The sequence below is a fragment of the Bacillus sp. CHD6a genome, assembly GCF_001293645.1.
Classification (GTDB): domain Bacteria; phylum Bacillota; class Bacilli; order Bacillales; family Bacillaceae_I; genus Sutcliffiella_A.
Map to the genome: position 1 here is coordinate 1 of NZ_LBMD01000037.1, position 19,572 is coordinate 19,572.

Annotated in this window: 22 protein-coding genes, 1 pseudogene and 1 riboswitch; of the genes and pseudogenes, 3 read left to right on the plus strand and 20 right to left on the minus strand. The window is 39.8% G+C overall.

Going from position 1 to position 19,572, the window contains the following annotated elements:
• Positions 1 to 39 precede the first annotated feature (39 nt).
• From AAV98_RS18540 to AAV98_RS18575, 8 genes are all read right to left on the minus strand, one after another.
• The gene (locus tag AAV98_RS18540) at positions 40 to 591 is read right to left on the minus strand and encodes an ECF transporter S component (protein ID WP_060667001.1); all 552 of its coding nucleotides are present in this window, start codon (positions 589 to 591) and stop codon (positions 40 to 42) included.
• 2 nt (positions 592 to 593) lie between these two features.
• Positions 594 to 1,016: a DUF4430 domain-containing protein gene (locus tag AAV98_RS18545; protein WP_060667002.1), complete on the minus strand. Its 423-nt coding sequence runs from the start codon at positions 1,014 to 1,016 to the stop codon at positions 594 to 596.
• Positions 1,017 to 1,232: 216 nt separating this feature from the next.
• Positions 1,233 to 1,433, minus strand: a riboswitch (cobalamin riboswitch).
• Between the two features lie 93 nt (positions 1,434 to 1,526).
• Positions 1,527 to 3,299, minus strand: coding sequence for an ATP-binding protein (locus tag AAV98_RS18550; protein ID WP_231687767.1), 1,773 nt, complete (start codon positions 3,297 to 3,299; stop codon positions 1,527 to 1,529).
• Positions 3,293 to 4,012, minus strand: a complete 720-nt coding sequence (locus AAV98_RS18555; protein WP_060667004.1) for a response regulator transcription factor — start codon at positions 4,010 to 4,012, stop codon at positions 3,293 to 3,295. The genes AAV98_RS18550 and AAV98_RS18555 overlap by 7 nt, the downstream gene beginning before the upstream one ends.
• 69 nt (positions 4,013 to 4,081) lie before the next feature.
• Entirely contained in the window at positions 4,082 to 5,245 is a 1,164-nt protein-coding gene (gene ccsB / locus AAV98_RS18560) for a c-type cytochrome biogenesis protein CcsB (RefSeq protein ID WP_060667005.1), read from the minus strand.
• Positions 5,246 to 5,247: 2 nt separating this feature from the next.
• Positions 5,248 to 6,909: a cytochrome c biogenesis protein ResB gene (gene resB, locus AAV98_RS18565; RefSeq protein ID WP_060667006.1), complete on the minus strand. Its 1,662-nt coding sequence runs from the start codon at positions 6,907 to 6,909 to the stop codon at positions 5,248 to 5,250.
• Between the two features lie 15 nt (positions 6,910 to 6,924).
• A complete protein-coding gene (gene resA / locus AAV98_RS18570; protein ID WP_060667007.1) occupies positions 6,925 to 7,452 on the minus strand; it encodes a thiol-disulfide oxidoreductase ResA in 528 nt (175 codons plus the stop codon).
• A 175-nt stretch (positions 7,453 to 7,627) separates the two neighbouring features.
• Positions 7,628 to 8,356 carry a pseudouridine synthase gene (locus tag AAV98_RS18575; protein WP_060667008.1) on the minus strand — a complete coding sequence of 243 codons (729 nt, stop codon included), beginning with the start codon at positions 8,354 to 8,356 and terminating at the stop codon, positions 7,628 to 7,630.
• 326 nt (positions 8,357 to 8,682) lie between these two features.
• On the opposite strand from AAV98_RS18575, the pseudogene AAV98_RS20100 reads away from it, so the two are divergent.
• Together AAV98_RS20100 and AAV98_RS18580 are read left to right on the plus strand one after the other, a co-directional pair.
• Positions 8,683 to 8,981, plus strand: a pseudogene (locus tag AAV98_RS20100) (IS1595 family transposase); the annotation flags it as partial.
• Between the two features lie 28 nt (positions 8,982 to 9,009).
• On the plus strand, positions 9,010 to 9,501 hold the full coding sequence (locus AAV98_RS18580) for a DUF2716 domain-containing protein (protein ID WP_060667009.1): 492 nt from the start codon (positions 9,010 to 9,012) through the stop codon (positions 9,499 to 9,501).
• A 116-nt stretch (positions 9,502 to 9,617) separates the two neighbouring features.
• Here the strand turns inward: AAV98_RS18580 and AAV98_RS18585 are convergent, their stop codons facing one another.
• From AAV98_RS18585 to AAV98_RS18620, 8 genes are all read right to left on the minus strand, one after another.
• Positions 9,618 to 10,151, minus strand: coding sequence for a spore maturation protein (locus AAV98_RS18585; RefSeq protein WP_060667010.1), 534 nt, complete (start codon positions 10,149 to 10,151; stop codon positions 9,618 to 9,620).
• 3 nt (positions 10,152 to 10,154) lie between these two features.
• Entirely contained in the window at positions 10,155 to 10,745 is a 591-nt protein-coding gene (locus tag AAV98_RS18590) for a nucleoside recognition domain-containing protein (protein ID WP_060667011.1), read from the minus strand.
• Complete coding sequence (locus AAV98_RS18595; RefSeq protein WP_060667012.1) at positions 10,739 to 11,893, minus strand: D-alanyl-D-alanine carboxypeptidase family protein; 1,155 nt, start codon at positions 11,891 to 11,893, stop codon at positions 10,739 to 10,741. The genes AAV98_RS18590 and AAV98_RS18595 overlap by 7 nt, the downstream gene beginning before the upstream one ends.
• A gap of 120 nt (positions 11,894 to 12,013) precedes the next feature.
• Positions 12,014 to 12,904 (minus strand): superoxide dismutase, encoded by an 891-nt coding sequence (locus AAV98_RS18600; RefSeq protein ID WP_060667013.1) that lies wholly within the window; start codon positions 12,902 to 12,904, stop codon positions 12,014 to 12,016.
• A 121-nt stretch (positions 12,905 to 13,025) separates the two neighbouring features.
• On the minus strand, positions 13,026 to 13,514 hold the full coding sequence (locus tag AAV98_RS18605) for a YpuI family protein (protein ID WP_060667014.1): 489 nt from the start codon (positions 13,512 to 13,514) through the stop codon (positions 13,026 to 13,028).
• 116 nt (positions 13,515 to 13,630) lie between these two features.
• Positions 13,631 to 14,062 (minus strand): hypothetical protein, encoded by a 432-nt coding sequence (locus AAV98_RS18610; protein ID WP_060667015.1) that lies wholly within the window; start codon positions 14,060 to 14,062, stop codon positions 13,631 to 13,633.
• A gap of 90 nt (positions 14,063 to 14,152) precedes the next feature.
• A complete protein-coding gene (gene scpB / locus AAV98_RS18615; RefSeq protein WP_060667016.1) occupies positions 14,153 to 14,731 on the minus strand; it encodes an SMC-Scp complex subunit ScpB in 579 nt (192 codons plus the stop codon).
• A complete protein-coding gene (locus AAV98_RS18620) occupies positions 14,718 to 15,500 on the minus strand; it encodes a segregation/condensation protein A (protein WP_060667017.1) in 783 nt (260 codons plus the stop codon). Before AAV98_RS18620 ends, scpB begins: the two co-directional genes overlap by 14 nt.
• A 118-nt stretch (positions 15,501 to 15,618) precedes the next feature.
• On the opposite strand from AAV98_RS18620, the gene AAV98_RS18625 reads away from it, so the two are divergent.
• Positions 15,619 to 16,137: a DUF309 domain-containing protein gene (locus AAV98_RS18625; RefSeq protein WP_060667018.1), complete on the plus strand. Its 519-nt coding sequence runs from the start codon at positions 15,619 to 15,621 to the stop codon at positions 16,135 to 16,137.
• A 290-nt stretch (positions 16,138 to 16,427) separates the two neighbouring features.
• Here AAV98_RS18625 and AAV98_RS18630 read toward each other — a convergent pair whose 3' ends face one another.
• The 4 genes from AAV98_RS18630 to ribE form a co-directional block, all read right to left on the minus strand.
• Positions 16,428 to 16,790, minus strand: coding sequence for a GNAT family N-acetyltransferase (locus AAV98_RS18630; RefSeq protein WP_060667019.1), 363 nt, complete (start codon positions 16,788 to 16,790; stop codon positions 16,428 to 16,430).
• A gap of 155 nt (positions 16,791 to 16,945) precedes the next feature.
• On the minus strand, positions 16,946 to 17,410 hold the full coding sequence (ribH, locus tag AAV98_RS18635) for a 6,7-dimethyl-8-ribityllumazine synthase (RefSeq protein ID WP_060667020.1): 465 nt from the start codon (positions 17,408 to 17,410) through the stop codon (positions 16,946 to 16,948).
• Positions 17,411 to 17,698: 288 nt separating this feature from the next.
• The gene (locus AAV98_RS18640) at positions 17,699 to 18,901 is read right to left on the minus strand and encodes a bifunctional 3,4-dihydroxy-2-butanone-4-phosphate synthase/GTP cyclohydrolase II (RefSeq protein WP_060667021.1); all 1,203 of its coding nucleotides are present in this window, start codon (positions 18,899 to 18,901) and stop codon (positions 17,699 to 17,701) included.
• Positions 18,902 to 18,916: 15 nt separating this feature from the next.
• Positions 18,917 to 19,570 carry a riboflavin synthase gene (gene ribE / locus AAV98_RS18645; protein WP_060667022.1) on the minus strand — a complete coding sequence of 218 codons (654 nt, stop codon included), beginning with the start codon at positions 19,568 to 19,570 and terminating at the stop codon, positions 18,917 to 18,919.
• Between the last annotated feature and the right edge of the window lie 2 nt (positions 19,571 to 19,572).

A 19,572-nucleotide genomic window follows, 5' to 3' on the forward strand; every position in this document is an offset into this window, starting at 1 on the left:
AAATAAAAACGCCAATCCATTTGAATTGGCGCTAGCATATTATTTTTTGTACGTGTTGCTCATTTGATAGTGTGCCAGGCTTTCTTTTCTTCTTATCATAAAGGATGCTCGTTCGTTTAAAAGTTTGGATAATATCGGATAAAGAATGATAAAGAATACGACATTACCTATGGCATGGTTGAGATCAAATGGAAGCCCCGCCAGGTAGTAAGGCAAAAAAGGAAATCCACCGACTATCATGTGTTGAATGGAGAAAATGAAACCGAAAAAGAGCCCGCATAGTCCAGCATAGATGGAAAGAATGAATACTGGAATTTTTTTAAACCAGATCCCGATTGCTCCACTTAACAATCCAATTACTGACCATGCAAAAATTTGTGTGAATGTCCACAAACCAGTTCCGAGAACAAGATTCGTTGCAAAGGTCGTCCCTACTGCAAGAATCATACCTGAAACCGGCCCCATCCAGAATGCACATATTATGATGATGGCAGTGACGGGCTGAACGTTAGGTACGGAGGCAAAAACAAGTCTACCAACGACACAGAGGGCTATGAGAACACCAAGCAGAGCTATTTTTCTGGTTGTCATATTTATTCCACCTTTTGGTAATTAAAGTGAACTTCGTCGTTCTCCTCTAGCACGTAATCACTTGCTCCAACCATTAAACTTTCACCGTTAACGGAGATATTCCAATAAAAATCGGATTCTTCCTCAGACCCTAAGCCGTCAATACCAACGATGAAGTCTCCACCATAACCAGTAGTAAGATCAAAGTTTCTGTCCATAACATCCATTAAGGACTCACCTTCTTCAAACTCAACTGTTTCCTCACTTATAACTTCGTCACCTTGATTCGTCAGTTTAATCGTAGTAGATAATTGGCTTTCTTGTTGTTCTTGACTTTCTGCAGGTGTTTCATTATTAGCTGTTTGATTTGTTTCATTACTGGCATTAGCGCACCCTGTTAATGCCAGAGTTAATGTGAGTAATAGTGTAAGTAAAAGTTTTTTCATTTGTTTTTCCCCTTATGTAATAAATTTTGTCTTGCAAATAGCATCGTGAAATGACATTTTCTCCCCCTACCTTCCCCCTAAATATTTCAATAGATCGGTGCTGTGCAAAAACAAAAAACCTCACCCTATTCAGGATGAGGTAAAAACGGCAATGTCATAACAACACAAAAAAAGACAGATTTCTGCCGTTTCTACTACTCAACCCCCGAAGTATTGAAACAGGTATCATAATTGGCAGGTCTACTGACTTATGCTTCTTCCTACTTTGAGCCTTCCCATATGGGGACCTAGTTCTTAAGCCCGTTCATACAGTGGTAATCTCATTTCGTCCACATTTACAGTTGCGGGGACAGTTTTGGCATCGCACCAAATTCCCTATTAAGTCACAATTGTGACACCAACTATTTCAAATCGCTATTCTATTCGCTATCTTTCATGTTACAAGATATGTCCGGTCATGACAAGAAAATGTTTCATATAAAACAAGATTTTTCGCTACTGGTCTCCATTTTAATTGTGTTTTTGTGGAATATACATGGAAAATGTCGTTCCCTCGTTCTCTTTTGAATGGACGGAAATGGTACCGCCATGAGCTTCTATGATATTTTTTACAATGGCGAGACCAAGGCCTGTTCCAGCTCGTCCTCTTGTCCGGGCCTTATCAGCTTTATAGAAGCGTTCAAAAACAAAAGGCAGGTCTTCTTCAGGAATTCCGTGACCTGAATCTTTTACATCTAGTTTAACGCCGTTGTTAATTAATTTTGCATGAATGGTTATGTTCCCGTCATCGGATGTATGGCGTATCGCATTGTCCACTAGATTGGTCATAACCTGTTCCATTCGATCCACATCCATCTCGATTGCACCATCACCATCTACATATGACTTCAACACAATTGACTTTTCTTTTGCAAGCCCTTGAAACTTTCTGGTTATTTTTTCGACAAAAGCGACAATATTAGCATTCTCATAGTTCAAGGAAATATGACCTGCTTCCATTCTTGCCAGATCAAGTAAGTCATTTACAAGGCGTCCCATCCTGAGTGATTCATCATAAATAACTGAAGCCAACTCTTTTTTCTCTTCATCCGTTCCGGCAATATCGTCCACAATTGCTTCGCTGTAGCCTTGGAGCATGGAAATAGGAGTACGTAATTCATGGGAAACATTTGCAATAAAGTCTTTACGTAATTTGTCTAACCTTCTCTCTTCGGTCATATCTCGGATTACAGCAACTGCACCGCGAATATGGGTTTGGGCATAGAGTGGACTCATAACGATTACCCACGTACGCCCTTGGTACGTTAATTCAATAGTTTGTTCTTTTTCAACAGAAATAGCCCGTTGGAACATTTCTTTCACTTCTCCAGGAAGGTCTTCCCCGCTGGCATTGCCTTCTTGGTAGAACCATGCTTGTAAGAACTTCTCTGCTGGGGGGTTCGTTACCAGAATGGTGCCATCTCGGTTTAAAGTGATAACCCCATCTGCCATACTGCTGAGAATGTTGGCCAGATGCTCCTTCTCTTGGTTCAATGCATTAATATTGAATTTGAGTTGACGTCCCATTTGATTAAAGGCCATTCCAAGTTCTCCAATCTCATCTGAAGTTAAAATCGGAACCTTTGTATCAAACTTCCCTCTTGCCACTTCAAACGCAGCTTCTCGCATATTACGAAGAGGTGCTGTAATCCTTGTAGATAAGAAGAAGGCGAAAATTGTCGTTAAGAAAATGGCGAAACCTGCGGCAAGCAAAATAAGTTTCGTTGTTTGCTTGGTAGTTTCTTTGATCGCAAGCAATGACTGATAAACAAATACAGCTCCATCTTTATCCTCATTGATATGCAAGGGAATGCCGACGATCATCACTTCGCCTTGCATTTCGTCTGTGATTTGAAAATCAGGAAGGTATGTTTTTTTCGTCACGATAGGCTGATCTTCAAAGACAAGGGAAAGATCCGGGTCGTTTAGGAAAAATTCAGCAGGTAGATGGTCAAATTGAGAGGTTGGGGAATGAGAGTACTCCCCTTTGTCTGTAAAAATGACCACCCGAGACACGTCATCTACAAGTTCCCAAGCAATTGATTTGGATTGCTCCATGTCTTCGTGTTGTTCAAGTATTAACGAGATCTTGCTTGCGGCCTGCGTCAAATCCTTCTCCGCTTCCTGCACATGGTAATTCTCAAAGAACTCTAGTAATAGAATGGTTAAAACAAATAATACAAATGAAACTAAGAGTAAAACGGTAAGCCAAAGCTTACCAACTACACTTCTCCAAATCATGATTCATTGCCAACCTCAAATTTATAGCCTACGCCCCAAACTGTTACAATCATTTTGGAGGCTGGTTCAGACACTTTGTTCAACTTCTCTCGGAGACGTTTTACATGCGTGTCGACTGTCCGTAAATCTCCAAAAAATTCGTATTGCCACACTTCTTTTAATAGCTGCTCCCGGTCAAAAACTTTATCAGGAGATTTTGCCAGGAAGTAGAGCAGCTCATATTCTTTAGGTGTAAGATTTATTTCTTTCCCTTCTGATGTAACCCTGTGTGCATCATTATCGATAGTAAGATGTGGGAAGACAATGACATCCTTTGTTGTCGTTTCTGTAGTCAGGAAAGTGGTGCTAGATGATCGACGTAATAACGCTTTCACTCTAAGCACTACTTCTCTTGGACTGAACGGTTTTACAATATAGTCGTCTGTTCCCATTTCGAAACCTTGAACTCTGTTGGTCTCTTCCCCTTTGGCTGTAAGCATAATGATCGGCGTAGCCTTTTTTTCCCTGATTTCTTTACACACTTCCATACCATCCATTCCAGGCATCATAACATCCAACAGAATAACATCGTATTCTTTTTCAAGCGCAAGTTCTAACGCAGTGTTCCCATTATCAGCTTCTTCAATAACGTAATTTTCTCTTTCAAGGTACATTTTCAGTAACCTTCTAATACGGTCCTCATCGTCCACCACAAGAATTCTCACTTCTTTTTCCATCTTGTAAAACCCCCTTTGGATATCTGTAAGAAAAGCCCTCACAATACTGTGAAGGCAAGTTATTTTTTATTACATTGCATAGGAATGAAGGCCTGCAATGATTAAGTTAACGCCAATCAAGTTGAACAGGATAATTGCAAAACCGACAAGCGTAAGCCATGCGGATTTTTCGCCTTCCCATCCTTTAGATAGACGTAAATGTAGGTATCCTGCATAGAATAGCCATGTTATGAACGCCCATACTTCTTTAGGATCCCAAGCCCAGAATCTAGACCAGGCAATTTGAGCCCAAATCGCGGCAAAGATAAGTCCTCCAAGTGTGAACACAGGGAAGCCGATTGTTACTGCCCGATACCCGATTTCATCTACCATATCAAGGTTCACCTTAGCTACAGCAGGCTTTAATGCTTTTCCTATTGGTTTTCTAATAACGACTCTAAATAACAAGTATAGTAATGCTCCCCCAAGCAGAGACCAAATCACTGTGTTTAGTTTTACTGTATTAATCCAAGGAGAAAGATTAACTAGGGAATCCATTCTGTTTTCCGTTAGTAATTCCCCTTCATTAGGACCCACAATTGGGTATAAGTTATATGCTATCTGTTCTTGTTTCCCATCTTTGTTGATATAAGAGAACTGCGCTTCGTAATCCGCTGCGCCGAACCCAATAGAGATAAGAATAAAACCAAGGAAAGAAATTAACACATATAGGGTAAATTCAACCCAGAAAGGTTTTTGGCCCTTTTTACTATAATCTACCACTTTCACTAAATAAATTAAACCTGCAGCAAAACTAACAGACAGAATAGCAATTCCTAGTGCTACCGTTGACACGTGAATGGCAAGCCAATGGCTTTGTAATGCAGGTATCAATGGTGAGATATCGCTAGGAAACATCGCTGCATAAGCAATCAATAGCAATGCTATTGGCAGAGTGAAAACTCCCAGTGTACTAGTTTTATATATGAAATAAATGACGATAAAAGCTAACACCATCATCATACCAAAGAAGGTTGTGAATTCGAATAGATTACTTACTGGTGCATGACCACCAGCAATCCAACGAGTAATAAAATAGCCTAGTTGTGCTGTAAAACCTAGGATTGTAATAAAAATCCCTATTTTAGCTGCTTTATTTTCTTTTTTCCCACGGATGGCCCCACCGAAGAAGGCTGTACCAATCAGATAAAGTATAAATGCAGTATATAGCAAATTACCACTTAGCTGAGCCATTATTATACCTCCTCTTTCTTTTCTATCTTCTGTTCCTGGGCTTTTTCCGCTTCGACTTGATCGACAGGAATGGAAATAGAAGTATTTTCTAACGCTTTATTTATTTCATTTTTTAATCCGAACCAGTTCTTGTTCGTATGACCTGCTAACATAATTTCATTACCGTTTCTTCTAATCCATACACGGCGGTGATTCCAATACATTCCTTGAATAACACCAATCATAAAGATGGCTCCACCTGTGCCAAGAATCCATAACGTTAAGTCTTTACGAACAGTCAATCCAGATACATTACGCGTTTCTACTCCGGCAAATGTCATCTTGTTCTGGTTGGTACCATTAGGTTCTATGTTTTGTTGTATTGCTACAAGTGCAATTTCCCCTTCAGGTGTCTCAGGTGTTATCATTCTGAAAACAAATGCAGGATTATTTGGGACCCGAGTTTTTGTTGCCGGTTCTCCACCCTCTAAAGTGAAATCTGGAAAATAGTTTACCAATTCCACAGAAACACCTTCACCAAGGTCGTAAGTTTCCTGCGGATTTAGCAAGTCCACTTTTATCGGACCCAAACTTTCACCAGACTCCTTGTTTTCAAGGTTGAACGACATACTCTTAAATTCGTTTAACTTATAGTCTACCTGATAGAGTGCATAGTTATCATGTTTTAAAGGCTGATTTACTTGAACGGCATGCTCTTTTACTTTTTCAAGTTCAGGTTCAGCCCCGACAATATATTCTCCTTTGCGCTCATACAAGACTGCGTTAGTCTGGAAGTTACTCGCAATGGCATCTTCACCTGCTCTAGAAATAGCGGAATTAAATATTTCATCAGATGATTCACTATTATACGTTTCAAAAATAAATCCTTCATTTTTTAAATAATACTGACCACCGGTTCCAGGGATAAGCTCTGTCTCCCCTTCACGTACCCAGACCGTTTCGTCAACATACATACCCGGGAAAAATCGAAGCATAGCACCTATAAGGAAGATGATGATCCCGATATGGTTCACATACGGACCCCATCTTGAAAATCGGTTTTTCTCTGCTAAAATGTTTCCATCTTCTTCTCTTACGTTAAACTTACGCTTAAGTAAACCTTGCTTAGCTTTTTCAATATCCTCACTTGGATCTCCATCAGCCACAGTTATCCCATAAACACGCTGGCGTTTCATGAAGCTCTCATGTCTTGTCACCTTTTGTGTTTTCAGCGATTTATGTAAAGGAATAAATCGGTCTAAACTAGCGATAACTAAGGAAATTCCTAAGGCTGCAATCAAAAGCATATACCACCAAGACCCGTATAAATCATGGAAACCTAACGTAAAATACATTTTTCCAGCAAACCCGTATTCCTGCTCATAGTAGATTTCAGCCGGAATTGCCTGATTGATATAATCTTTTTGCGGAAAAATGGTCCCGATGGAAGAGGCAACTAGAATAATAAAGATAATCCAGATACCAACCTTTACAGATGAAAAGAAATTCCATACTTTATCTATAATTGTTTTGTTATATGTTTGCGAACGTCTTGCACTACCCTCATAGCGCATATCCAAAAGTTTTTCTTTACTTTGATCATTTTCCGTCGGTTTTCCGCACGCTTCACAAAGTATGGTACCCTCTGGATTTATGTGTCCACATTCACATTTTATTTCATTCATTCGTAAAACTCCCTATTATTCAGGTTTAATCATTTCCATGAATTCTTTTACGTTTTCCTCTGTTAATTCACCTGAATGTTTTTTTACGATCTTGCCGTTCTCATCCAGAAGAACAGTCGTAGGTAATGGTAAAATTCCATAGGCCTGTCTTACTTGGTCACGCTTATCCATAGGAATAGGAAAGGTTAGTCCATGACGATCTCTGAATTTCTCGACTGCCAGGTTCGTTTCTCTAATATTAACTGCAAGTACTTCTACACCTTGGTCTTTAAATGCTTGATATTGATTTTCCATATAAGGCATTTCTCTTTCACACGGCTTACACCATGTTCCCCAGAAATTAAGGAAAACACCTTTTCCACGGTAATCCGAAAGCATCACTTCATTGCCTTCAAGATCGGTAAGTACAAAATTTGGTGCCTCATCTCCCACATCCACTATTTCTTTGGACTGGAAGAAGTTTGTATACATGGTATATCCGATTGCGACTAAAAGAATCAATAGTATGCTTGTCCGCATTAGTAAGCGTTTCTTTTTATTCATATACATACTCTCCTAAAACTGAGACATTTCATCCTTGTTATTATAACATTTACAACTTTTTGCATAGATAATAGAATATGAAGGTTTTGTGACTGAAAAACATAGGTTCCTAACATATGCTGACAGACACAAATAAAAGCGGAAGCTGCCTTCTAAGCTTCCTCCGCTTTCACTCCTATTTTTTCGGTTTTGTCGCCATTACCCGAAGCTGCTTCACTTCATGAGGAGTCAACTCTCTTGCTTCGCCCGCAGACAGTCCATGCAAGTTCAGGAAGCCATAACGTTCCCTTTTCAGTTTCATGACCGGATGGCCGATCGCTTCAAACATACGACGAACCTGTCTATTACGGCCTTCATGAATGCTAATTTCAAAGATAGATGTGTTCTTCGTTCTCTCCATTGAAAGCAACTTAATTCGAGCTGGTGCTGTCTTACCGTCCTCTAGCTTAATACCCTTTTCCAGACTTTTTATCGCTTCTCTTGTAGGAATTCCTTTTAGCTTTGCGACATAGACTTTTTCTACTTCTGAAGCGGGATGCATTAGTGCATTGGCAAACTCGCCGTCATTGGTCATAAGCAACAACCCGGAAGTATCATAATCTAGTCTACCTACAGGATAAATGCGCTCTTCAATGTAAGGAAAGAAATCAGTCGCTACTTTTCTACCTTTGTCGTCACTTACACTGGAAATAACGCCTCGTGGTTTATATAGTAAGAAGTAAACTGGTTCCTCACGTTCAACTGGAATTCCTTCTACTTCAATTTTGTCATTTGGGTTAACTTTTACGCCTAGTTCTTTTACCACTTTATCGTTAACTTTAACTTTACCTTCTTTTATCATTTCTTCTGCTTTTCTTCTGGACGCAATTCCTGCGTGTGCAATAACTTTTTGTAACCGTTCCATATCTTTCACCTCATTCAACATCTTACCTGACTTTCACAATAAAAGCCAAGATTTCTCTACTTCTATGATTCCCAATGTTTGCAAACTCTAATTATACCTGTTGTTGTTTGCAAAAAGAAAGAGGAAATAATAGATAACTGTATTTGGCCCAATAAGTTAGGGAAAAACCAAGATAAAGCACCGTTCCTCTTTTAGTTGCTGGTTATGTGCCGCTGTTGCTTTCCGCGGGACGGTGCTTGAGCCTCCTCGCTGCGCTGCGGGGTCTCAATCTACCGTTACTCCCCCGCTAAGTCTTCACCATTTGCTCCAATACACAGAAAGACTGGTTAGAGCATTATCCTTTCAAATCGGATGGAAAGAAACGTGTTAGGGGACTTTTTTATATCCAAAATGTAAATAATTATCATAGCCGTCTGAAAGGTTGGATGGACCGTTTTAATGGTGTGGCAACTAAATACCTCGACCTTTAGTTGGGCTGGTTTCAGTTCTTGGACCTAATCAGATTCCGTAACGATTTTACACTGTAAGCAAAATGATTATTGAAAGTTGCTTGTCCACAATAAATGGTACGAATCGCACGCTCAGACTATCTGGTTTCAGATTAAAATATCGTCAAACTGCTTAGTTACTCAAATAAGAAAGGTGGTTATTTAATGAAGAACTGGTTTCCGTTTTCTGACCAAGAGTACGACCAAATTTGGGACAGGATATATAGAGATTTTAAATTCGAACCAAGTTTGTCTAATTTCCCGTCATTTCAGGTGCCGTATCCTTTTATAACATATAATATTTCCGATTATTTCGGGAATTCGGCAGATTTAGATGCTTATGATGACCTTGAAGAAAAAGCGTTAGATGCATTTAAAGAGACCACATTAGTAGACGAATATATACTGGCACTCGATTGGCAACACGAATGTTATTGGGTAAATCCACGCTTAGAATTCGAAAAGGATGAATTCGGAGAATGGACAATACCAATGTTTCCGAATGGTGATTACTATTTCTTTATCCAGAAGGATTTTAAATGGGGCTATTTAGGGCACCCTTGGGAAAAAAGTATAACTATATTTGGAAAAGAATTAATAAATGCTTTTGAAAAGCACAAGCCAAAAATGTTTCGAAAGATTTTAAGAAAAGGGTAATTTATTACCTTTATTAAGGACCCAAATTGGGTCCCTTATCTATTGAGAAAATCAACACTATTATTTAACAGAGCAAAAAAATTAAAAACGTCGAGATTTGCCTCGGCGTAAAATAATTACATTGCAAAGAAAATGGTAACGACTAAGATAGATACAATAATACCCACTACATCCGCCAGCAAACCTACTTTCAAAGCATCTCCCATCTTTTTGATACCAACAGCTCCAAAGTAAACCGTTATGACATACAACGTGGTATCGGTACTTCCTTGGAGTACCGAAGCTAACCTGCCCATAAATGAATCAGGTCCGTAGGTCGCTATCATATCTGTTGTCATACCAAGGGCTGCTGTACCTGAAATGGGTCGGATGATGGAAAGTGGAACTATTTCAGCAGGAACGCCTATTGCCTTCATGACCGGTCTGACAAACTCTACGAGGAAATCCAATGCGCCAGAAGCCCTGAAGATGGAGATGGCAACCAACATCCCAACTAAGAATGGAATGATAGATATAGCTATTTTGATTCCCTCTTTTCCTCCTTCCACAAAGGTTTCATAAGTAGGAACTTTTTTAAACGTAGCATACAAAAGAATGAACCCGATAATAAGAGGGATCATCCAAAGGGATATGAGCGAAATGAGTTGCATGGCCTACCTCCTTTTCGCCATTCGCCTGTAATAGAATAAGCGGTCGATGGTGATGGCTGCGATTGTGGAGCACAGTGTAGCAACAAGTGTGGGACCGACTATTTCTGTAGGAGAAGCAGATCCATAGTTCATCCTGATGGCAATGACCGTGGTAGGAATCAAGGTAAGACTTGATGTATTTATAGCTAAAAATGTAATCATAGAACGGCTTGCTTCTATTTTCCCATCATTCAATTCCCTAAGTTGTTCCATCGCTTTAATACCCATTGGAGTGGCTGCATTTCCAAGGCCGAACATATTAGCAATCATATTAGAGAGCATATAGCCCATTGCAGGATGATCTGGTGGTACCTCTGGGAAAATTCTTCGTACAACAGGTTTAAAAAGAGATGCTAATTTTTCTAGAAGTCCCGCTTCCTGAGCAATTCTCATTAGTCCTAGCCAAAAAACTAAGATACTGATAAAACCGATGCAAATGGTTACCGCTTCTTTTGCACCTGTAAAAATTGCCTCGTTCACTTTATCCATTGTTCCATTAATCATTGCAAACAAGATTCCAATAATGGTCATGGCCACCCAAATTATGTTTACCATGGCGTCTTTCCTGCCATAATGAAGAACATGTTCTTAAAGATGCTCCAGAAACCGCCTTCCTTTTTTTGCTTTTGTTCGAAGTAGATCGGTGTTTCCACAACAGCCTCATCATGGACAATTAATGTATACTCCCCTACAACTTCGGGTACCTTCCCATCATCTTTCCACTCTTTTTTTGGCTTTTCTAACGTAACCTTAATTCTTACATTTTCTCTTTCTTTTTTCGTCATAGGATATTTCACATCACGGGAGAGGAAGACTTTCCCTTTATAAAAATTATCTTTTACGTTATCTATTTCTCCCTTTTCCGCAATATCGTACAATTTATAGTCTGTAAAAGCCCGGTTAAACATATAAATATGATCTTTCCAATCATCCGGTCCATTCAATGTCACTGCAATAACATCTAATCCATCTTTGGAAGCTGTCGTAATTAGGGTCCGCTTAGCCCGTTTTGTATATCCGGTTTTTCCACCTGTTGCATATTCGTACATACCCGTCACTAATCTGTGTTTATTGGTCCAACTCCTGTCCCATGATTCACCAGGGGCAGCAGGTGCTCTGTAAACTTTTGTGCCTGCAATCTCTTGAAATGTTTCATGTTGCATAGCATATCTTGTTAACAGCGCCATATCAAAAGCTGTTGAGTAATGGTTCTCGTGGTCATCTAAACCATGTGGATTTGCAAATTCTGTGTTAGTCATACCAAGCTCTGCTGCTTTTTCGTTCATCATGAATACAAAACCTTCTAAACTTCCGCCAACATGTTCGGCTATCGCAACTGCAGAGTCATTTCCAGAGCGGAGCATCAACCCATAAACGAGATGTTCCAATTTAATTTTTTCACCTGGTTTCAAGTACAAGGAGGAACCTTCTGCACGAACAGCCTTCTCACTGACCTTCACAATCTCATCTAGTTTTCCCGATTCAATTGCCAAAATAGCTGTCATCACCTTTGTGATGCTGGCAATTCTCTGTTTGTCATGTGCATCTTTTTCATAAATGATTCTGCCGCTTTCCTGTTCAATCAAGACTGCATTTCGAGCACTGACCCCTACTTGTTCTGCAAATACATTTGGAGGAATGCATATGGAGAAAATCAGCAGCGAAACAAACGCAATGCTGAACATTTTTCTTTTGAGAGACATCCAATCCCATCCCTTATCTATTTTTGTACAAGTTTATGCACAACCTGTCCTAGATTATGAGTGGTTTTTATGTCGATTGAATGGAAAAGAAAAAAGGAGGCATAGACCTCCCCTCCCTCACTAATATGGTTTCCACTTCAATCTTGACGCTTCTTGGTAGCGTTTTTCAACGTCTTTCCAATTTACAAGATTCCACCATTTATCGATATAATCTTTTCGGTTATTTTTATATTGAAGATAATAAGCATGTTCCCATACATCTAACCCAAGAAGCGGAATGGTGTCCCACTGTGTAAATAGTTGTTGCTTCTCTGTTTGCAATATTTCCAGTCGGTGTGCACGAGGAGACCAAACAAGTAAAGCCCAACCAACACCCTCCACTTTGTCTGCAGCTTCTGAAAAATGCCTTTTAAATTTCTCATAACTACCAAAGTCCTGAACTATTTGCTGCAAAAGCCTTCCACTTGGTTGACCTCCACCATTTGGTGACATGTTATCCCAGAACATAGTGTGCAAATAATGGCCGGATCCATGAAATGCTGCTTCCCGTTCCCAGTGTTTAATAAGATCATAATTGCCTGTTTCACGTGCCTCTAGCATCTTCATTTCCGCTTTATTCAGCCCATCCACATAGCTCTTATGATGTTTCTGGTGATGCAGTTCCATTATTTCTCTAGAAATGTATGGTTCTAGGGCATTATATGGATATGGAAGTGGTGGCAGAGAATGTTGCCCTATTGGCACTCTTCCATTAGTAGCACGTATGACTGAAACGTTACGCATTTCTTCTGCCGTCTCTTCCAAACTCTTTTTAATTTCCAATATATCAGTCTCGAAGATATTGGGTTGATCTTGTGTATGTTGAACCCTCTTTAGCAACCCTCTTACCTCCGATAACCAACTGTTCCGGATATCCTCTTTGCTGCCTTGATTGGAGGTCAATACTTCCAAACACCAATCTTCCACATCGCATAAGAACTGCTTAAAAACAAGCTGATTTTGTTTGATCATCCTCACCCTCCCCTGCACTCATCGTTCTATTGTATGCAACCTTTGGGCGATATGGAACAAGAGTGCAGAGGTAGAAAAAACAAAAAAACACCAACCCAAAAATAGGGCTGGTGCTATAAAATCAATTGCTTTGCATCATTTTTGTCCGGTAGTCCGTTTCGTAATATTCAAGCTCCTCACGAACTGCTTGAAAATCACTTTCCAAGCCCCGAATTACCAATTTTAATGATTCTGGTGGTGCCTCATGGAACTGAATAGAATTTTTCCCGGTGTAGGCAGAACGGCTGTCCTCATACCAAGCATCGTTTCTAGGAGCAAAGAATTCTTCAATACATTGATGATAAATGTTATATAAAACTTTCTCAGCAGCTGACTTTCTGAATGGTTCACTTTTCAGGATAACTTGACAAGCATTCAATCCTTCGTCACAGAATACAGCAAGTCGACGAGTATTCAATAAAAGGAGTTCTACATACCCTTGGGTCGTTGATGACTCTTCCATCAGTGTGGAAAGCGTAGCTTCATTCAAGAACGTGTTCAATTGATGTACCGTATTTCCTAAAAAGCTCTCAACCTGTTCTGTTTGTGATTTTACAATTGTATTTGCCATTGAAAAATGACCCTCCAAGTATTAGTTTTTTCTAATCGTATGTTTCTACTACGTTACGTACCTTAACATAAAAGTATTACTAGCAATGCTAGAATGTATTTCTAGCTTGGCCAACTTCAAGAAGTAGGTTCTGCTAAAAAGTGAAGTGGAGAGGTAAGTTTATAGTCACCCTGTTCTTGCATTCCCTCAAAGATTTCTCTTATTTTAGAGATATTCACTCCTTCAAAATAACCGGCTAGCTCTTCTTTCGTATTGATGTAAATCCGTTTTCTTTGACGAAAACTTGGATTTTTTATTAAACAAACAATGGCCACTAAATCTTTAAACGTAATTTGTTTTTCACCAATATCGAAAATAGGATCTGCTTCTCCACTCATTGCGGGGATGAACTCAGCAAAGGTTTCGTCATAGTACCGAATGTACAGTACATGTAAGGTCTTTTTTTGTCCATCATCTTCAAAAGTCACTTCAGAGCGGTTAAAAAAATCCTCAGAAGTGTTGGGTTGTGCCTTTACTAATTCATACCCTCTACAATTTATAATTCGCATACGGTCACTCCCACCTGCTAATCTGTCATAGGGGCTTTTTAGTTTACAGCCTCCCATACTACTATTTTACCATAAGAGGATGAAATAATCTTAAGATTCAAACGTTTCTTGAAACTTTTCAAAAAACAAATCAGCTTCTTCGTCCATTTCTTCCATGTTTACAGATAGTGGCGGTAATTCTTTAATATCTTTTAACCCAAAATAATCCAGGAATTCCTTCGTTGTACCATATAAAATAGCTCTTCCTGTTCCTTCCGCTCTTCCCACTTCTTTTACAAGCGCTTTTGCTGCCAATGTTTGCAGTGGTCTTTCACTTTTCACACCTCGGATGCTCTCCACTTCTGTCCGGGTAATTGGCTGCTTATATGCGACAATTGCCAGTGTTTCAAGGGCTGCCTGTGAAAGAGTTTGGGAAGAAGGAGATTCCACCAATTTCTTTAGATAGATAGAATGCTCTTTTTTGGTAGTCAATTGATACGTACCTGCAAGCTCTATGAGGGTGATTCCCCTCTCTTTTTTTTGATAACCTTTTTTCAACTCATCTAATATATCCCTTGCGACATGTTCCTCCACTTCAAGAACGGTTGTAAGTTCCTTTATCGTGAGCCCTTCATCTCCTGCAGCAAATAGGAGGCTCTCCACAATTGCTTTCCAATTAATAATAGCCACTTTCTTCGTTTCCTCCTTCCTTATAAGACACATATATATCCGAGAAATTATCATCCTGTTCCAAGAGAATGCTATTCTTTTTTAATAGTTCGAGTATGGCTAAAAATGTCACGACAACATACTCTTTGCTTGATTCTGGAAATAAATCATAAAAATGCTTACGACCCTTAAATTGACGCAAATCCTGAATCAGTTCTTCCATTCGCTTCTCAATCGGTATTTCCTGGCGTGTAATTCTGGTCTGCATCGGTTTCTGTATTTTCTTCCTACGCATAAGTTTCTGCAATGCACCGAGCATGTCATATAAAGAAACATCCAATTTTACTTCCTCGGGCTTTACTTCCTTCATCAGACTGCTCAAGTCACTTGGAGGCTTGGTAAAAAGATGACTGCGTTCTTCTTCCATCTCTTTGAGGTCATCTGCTGCCTCTTTATATTTTCTGTACTCTATTAGTCGATTCATTAACTCTTCACGAGGATCCTCTTCATATTCTGGAAATTCATCCTCTTCGTCCAGGATTTCATCATCATGTTTTGGAAGCAGCATTTTGCTCTTGATTTCAATAAGGGTTGCTGCCATGACAAGGTACTCACTTGCAACATCTAATTGCAGTTCTTTCATAGTATGTATGTATAATAAGTATTGCTCGGTAATTTGAGCAACTGGAATATCATATATATCAATTTCCAACCTGTTTATTAAATGTAATAATAAATCTAATGGGCCCTCAAAGGCCTCTACTTTCACATTGTATTCCTGCACAATCATTCATCCACCTAACATAAACATCAAACTATACAATAGTATAGAGTATTGTATCAAGATTTTATAGAGTTTTCATGATTATGTTAAAATATTATTAGATTTGTATTAAGGAGGAAATCCTTTGTATCCTAAAGCTTACCTTGATTATTTATATCATTTTCATTGTGACAGAGACTATTTTGAATGCCATGAAGTTCTCGAAGAATATTGGAAGGAAAAAGATGCAAGTGAACGCGAAGTTCATTGGGTCGGCCTTATCCAAATTGCGGTGGGTCTCTACCATCAGAGACGTGGGAATTATAAGGGCGCTTTACGGATGCTTCAAAATGCGTCTCGCGTTATCAGAAGCGAGTCGGCGGCGATAACTACGTTGGGACTTGATAGTGGGCAGTTGGTTAAATTGCTTGAAGAGCGGGTGGAATATGTGAAGAAACAAGAACCCTATATGAGTATGAATTTGCCGATAGTAGATTCAAATCTACAACTATCTTGTGATGCTATGGCAAAAAGTGAGGGCGTCGTTTGGGGAGCTGCCAGCGATTTGCATGACGGCTCCTTGGTGAACAGGCATACCCTTCGTGACCGCTCGGATGTAATAGCAGAAAGGCAGAGGCAGCTTAAATTGCGGAAGCGAGGCTAAATGGAAAAAGGGGTGGAACACGATGGCGCACCTGTTCGGCGGAATTTGACTTTACTTGACTTGTCGAACGGCATGTATTTAGTGCATTTCGGCTCGTATTTTCGTTTTTTGGACAGTATTTGCTTCGGTTGCGCTCGTATTTTTATTTTTTGGACAGTATTATACCTTGTTTCGCTTGTATTTTTGTTTCTGGCACCATTTTACAGGCTATCCGATTGAGAAAATCCATTCTAAAACACAAAAACGACGCGCTTTCACAAAGAGAGCCGTCGTTTTTATCATATATGAAATTATTCACTGCATTCGTCTTTATTTAAATCACATTTTTCAATAAATGCAGTAGTATATTGTGTTGTCTTGACTGCTTTGTTTGGATAGGTTTGCGTGAGCGCGACAACCATTTTCTTCCCAAATCCTTGTCCACGGTGGGACGGAATCACACTGATGTGTTGAATGGTGAAGCTATCCTCTTCGAACTCAATTCCAATCAAACCAATGATATCGTCTTCCTTCCAAAGGAAAAGCTGCCAGTTTTCTTTCTCTTCGTAGTCTCTCATCGATTGCTGTAATTTCTTCAGCTCTTTTTCAGTTGGCATAAAGGACATAAGACCCATAGCAATTTTCTCAAAGCTCTTCTTATAACGAATTAACATAAATTACCCCTCATTATCGAAAAAACTTTCATAAGTATAACTACAAGTAGTATAGGAAAACGGATGAAAAATGTTCCTATTTGAAAGATTTTCTTACTCTTAAGTATACATTCTATCCAAACAAAGCTTTAAAGTACACCTTTTTAAAATAAAACTTAAAATTCGCGTAATAAATTTGCCATTTCAATGGCAGCTGCAGCAGCTTCCCAACCCTTGTTTCCAGCTTTCGTACCTGCTCTTTCAATTGCCTGTTCGATGGTTTCTGTAGTAAGCACACCAAATATTACCGGAATGCCTGATTGCATAGATGCTTGGGATACTCCTTTAGCCGCTTCGTTACATACGTAGTCAAAATGAGGAGTTGATCCGCGAATAACCGTACCAAGGGTAATCACCGCATCATATTTCCCTGAGTCTGCCATTCTTTTGGCTACCAACGGAATTTCAAATGCACCAGGTACCCACGCTACATCCACCTGATCCTCCTCTACACCGTGTCGTTTAAGTGCGTCTTGTGCTCCGCCAAGAAGCTTACTTGTAATAAATTCATTGAATCTGCCCACTACGATTCCTACTTTAAGTCCTGTTCCTACTAAATTACCTTCAAATACTTTTGCCATGTTTAGTTCCTCCTAATTTCACTTTTATACTTTTTATTAAACCGTTGTTATTTTCCGCAAAACGCTTTGCTTTCCTCCGTGTGACCTTGAGACACCGCAAAACCCACTGAAAAAGACCTTGATTTTGAAAATTTACTAAACACCGCTGTTGATTTCCGCAAATGGCTTCGCTTTCCTAGGGGCGCTACTGGAGCCTCCTCGGCTACGCCTGCGGGGTCTCCACCTAGCGCTATCTCCCTCAGGAGTCTTCGCCTTTTGCTCCAAGTAACAACTAAGGGTCTGTACTATTTAAAAATGCAACATATGCCCTAATTTTGAATGCTTGGTTTTTAGATAACTTTCATTAGCTTCTTTTGTTGGCATTTGAATGGGTACACGGTCTACCACTTCTAGCTCATATCCTTTTAACCCGGCAATTTTTCGTGGATTGTTCGTCAGAAGCTTCATTTTGGATACACCAAGGTCTCTTAAGATTTGTGCCCCAATACCGTAATCGCGCAAGTCTGCACCAAAGCCCAATTTCTCATTGGCTTCAACCGTGTCGTAACCTTCTTCTTGGAGCTTATAAGCCCGCAACTTATTTAGTAAGCCAATGCCCCGCCCTTCTTGTCTCATATATAGAAGCACTCCATTGCCTTCCTTCTCGATTTGAGCAAGTGCAGCATGAAGTTGTGGGCCGCAATCACAACGATTGGACCCAAACACGTCCCCTGTCAAGCATTCAGAGTGAACACGGACAAGCGTTGGGGATGCAGAGTCGATATCTCCTTTAACTAGAGCTACATGTTCTTTTCCATCCACTACATTCGAGTATCCAATAGCACGGAAATCACCAAACTCAGTTGGGAGCTTTATTTCTACTTCTCGTTGAACAAGCTTATCTTTTCGATTTCGATATTGAATCATGTCCTTGATAGTAATCATCTTCAAATCAAATTTGTCGGCAATTTTTCTTAGTTCTGGTACACGTGCCATGGAGCCGTCTTCATTCATAATTTCACAAATGACACCAGCTGGATAAGAGTTGCTCATTAAAGCTAAGTCCACCGCTGCCTCTGTATGTCCTGCTCTTCTTAACACTCCGCCTTTTTTAGCTACAAGCGGAAAAATATGTCCGGGACGTTTGAAGTCTCCTGCTTTTGACATAGGGGATAAGAGTTCCATAATGGTTGTGGAACGTTCAAATGCAGAAATGCCGGTCGTTGTGGATTTATGATCGATGCTGACAGTGAATGCAGTGCCATGTGAATCTGTATTGTGATTTACCATTGGTACAAGATCCAGTCTCTCAGCCAACTCTTCTTGAACAGGAACACAAATTAGTCCACGACCGTGGGTTGCCATAAAATTCACTACAGCAGGAGTTGCTTTTTCCGCTAGAGCCACGAAATCTCCCTCGTTCTCTCTGTCCTCATCATCACAAACAATGATTACTTTACCTTGTTGCAAATCTTCCAATGCTTCTTCTATTGTATTAAATACTTCACTCATCGTTCTCACCCACCTTTATTTATATCCATGCTCTTCTAAAAATGATGCAGAAATACTAGATTTATGGGAAGGAGTTCCATTCTGATGATTCAACAGATGCTCCATATATTTCGCCAACATGTCCACTTCAATATTGACGGTATCACCTTTACCTTTTCCGCCAAGAATTGTTTCATTCAAGGTGTGAGGAATAAGCGAGATCGTAAAGCTGTTATCTGCCACTCCAAAAATAGTCAGGCTTGTTCCATCTACCGATACCGATCCCTTTAGCATTAAATAGCGAGATAATGCATCTTCAACTGAGATAGTATAATAGACCGCGTTGCCCATTCTCTTTTTATCCTGGATGGTCCCTGTTCCGTCCACATGACCGCTGACAAAGTGCCCTCCGAATCTGCCATTGGCAATCATTGCTCTTTCAAGGTTTACTCTAGAGCCGGCGTTTAATGTTTTTAGCGAAGTGGCACGTATCGTTTCAGGCATAACATCTACTGTAAACCGGTTTTCAGTAAAGCTAGTAACCGTTAGACAAACACCATTGACTGCTATACTGTCTCCCAACTTTACGTCTTCTAACACTTTGTTCGCTTCCATCTCTAGTATAATTGCTTGATCGCCTCGAATAATTTGTTTAATTGTTCCTATTTCTTCAATGATCCCTGTAAACATGT

Excerpts from the sequence above, each read along its gene's own strand:
- AAV98_RS18540 (WP_060667001.1), bottom strand. The coding sequence starts at position 591 with ATGACAACCAGAAAAATAGCTCTGCTTGGTGTTCTCATAGCCCTCTGT.
- AAV98_RS18545 (WP_060667002.1), bottom strand. The coding sequence starts at position 1,016 with ATGAAAAAACTTTTACTTACACTATTACTCACATTAACTCTGGCATTA.
- AAV98_RS18555 (WP_060667004.1), bottom strand. The coding sequence starts at position 4,012 with ATGGAAAAAGAAGTGAGAATTCTTGTGGTGGACGATGAGGACCGTATT.
- ccsB (WP_060667005.1), bottom strand. The coding sequence starts at position 5,245 with ATGGCTCAGCTAAGTGGTAATTTGCTATATACTGCATTTATACTTTAT.
- resB (WP_060667006.1), bottom strand. The coding sequence starts at position 6,909 with ATGAATGAAATAAAATGTGAATGTGGACACATAAATCCAGAGGGTACC.
- resA (WP_060667007.1), bottom strand. The coding sequence starts at position 7,452 with ATGAATAAAAAGAAACGCTTACTAATGCGGACAAGCATACTATTGATT.
- AAV98_RS18575 (WP_060667008.1), bottom strand. The coding sequence starts at position 8,356 with ATGGAACGGTTACAAAAAGTTATTGCACACGCAGGAATTGCGTCCAGA.
- AAV98_RS18580 (WP_060667009.1), top strand. The coding sequence starts at position 9,010 with ATGAAGAACTGGTTTCCGTTTTCTGACCAAGAGTACGACCAAATTTGG.
- AAV98_RS18585 (WP_060667010.1), bottom strand. The coding sequence starts at position 10,151 with ATGCAACTCATTTCGCTCATATCCCTTTGGATGATCCCTCTTATTATC.
- AAV98_RS18590 (WP_060667011.1), bottom strand. The coding sequence starts at position 10,745 with ATGGTAAACATAATTTGGGTGGCCATGACCATTATTGGAATCTTGTTT.
- AAV98_RS18595 (WP_060667012.1), bottom strand. The coding sequence starts at position 11,893 with ATGTCTCTCAAAAGAAAAATGTTCAGCATTGCGTTTGTTTCGCTGCTG.
- AAV98_RS18600 (WP_060667013.1), bottom strand. The coding sequence starts at position 12,904 with ATGATCAAACAAAATCAGCTTGTTTTTAAGCAGTTCTTATGCGATGTG.
- AAV98_RS18605 (WP_060667014.1), bottom strand. The coding sequence starts at position 13,514 with ATGGCAAATACAATTGTAAAATCACAAACAGAACAGGTTGAGAGCTTT.
- AAV98_RS18610 (WP_060667015.1), bottom strand. The coding sequence starts at position 14,062 with ATGCGAATTATAAATTGTAGAGGGTATGAATTAGTAAAGGCACAACCC.
- AAV98_RS18620 (WP_060667017.1), bottom strand. The coding sequence starts at position 15,500 with ATGATTGTGCAGGAATACAATGTGAAAGTAGAGGCCTTTGAGGGCCCA.
- AAV98_RS18630 (WP_060667019.1), bottom strand. The coding sequence starts at position 16,790 with ATGTTAATTCGTTATAAGAAGAGCTTTGAGAAAATTGCTATGGGTCTT.
- ribH (WP_060667020.1), bottom strand. The coding sequence starts at position 17,410 with ATGGCAAAAGTATTTGAAGGTAATTTAGTAGGAACAGGACTTAAAGTA.
- AAV98_RS18640 (WP_060667021.1), bottom strand. The coding sequence starts at position 18,901 with ATGAGTGAAGTATTTAATACAATAGAAGAAGCATTGGAAGATTTGCAA.
- ribE (WP_060667022.1), bottom strand. The coding sequence starts at position 19,570 with ATGTTTACAGGGATCATTGAAGAAATAGGAACAATTAAACAAATTATT.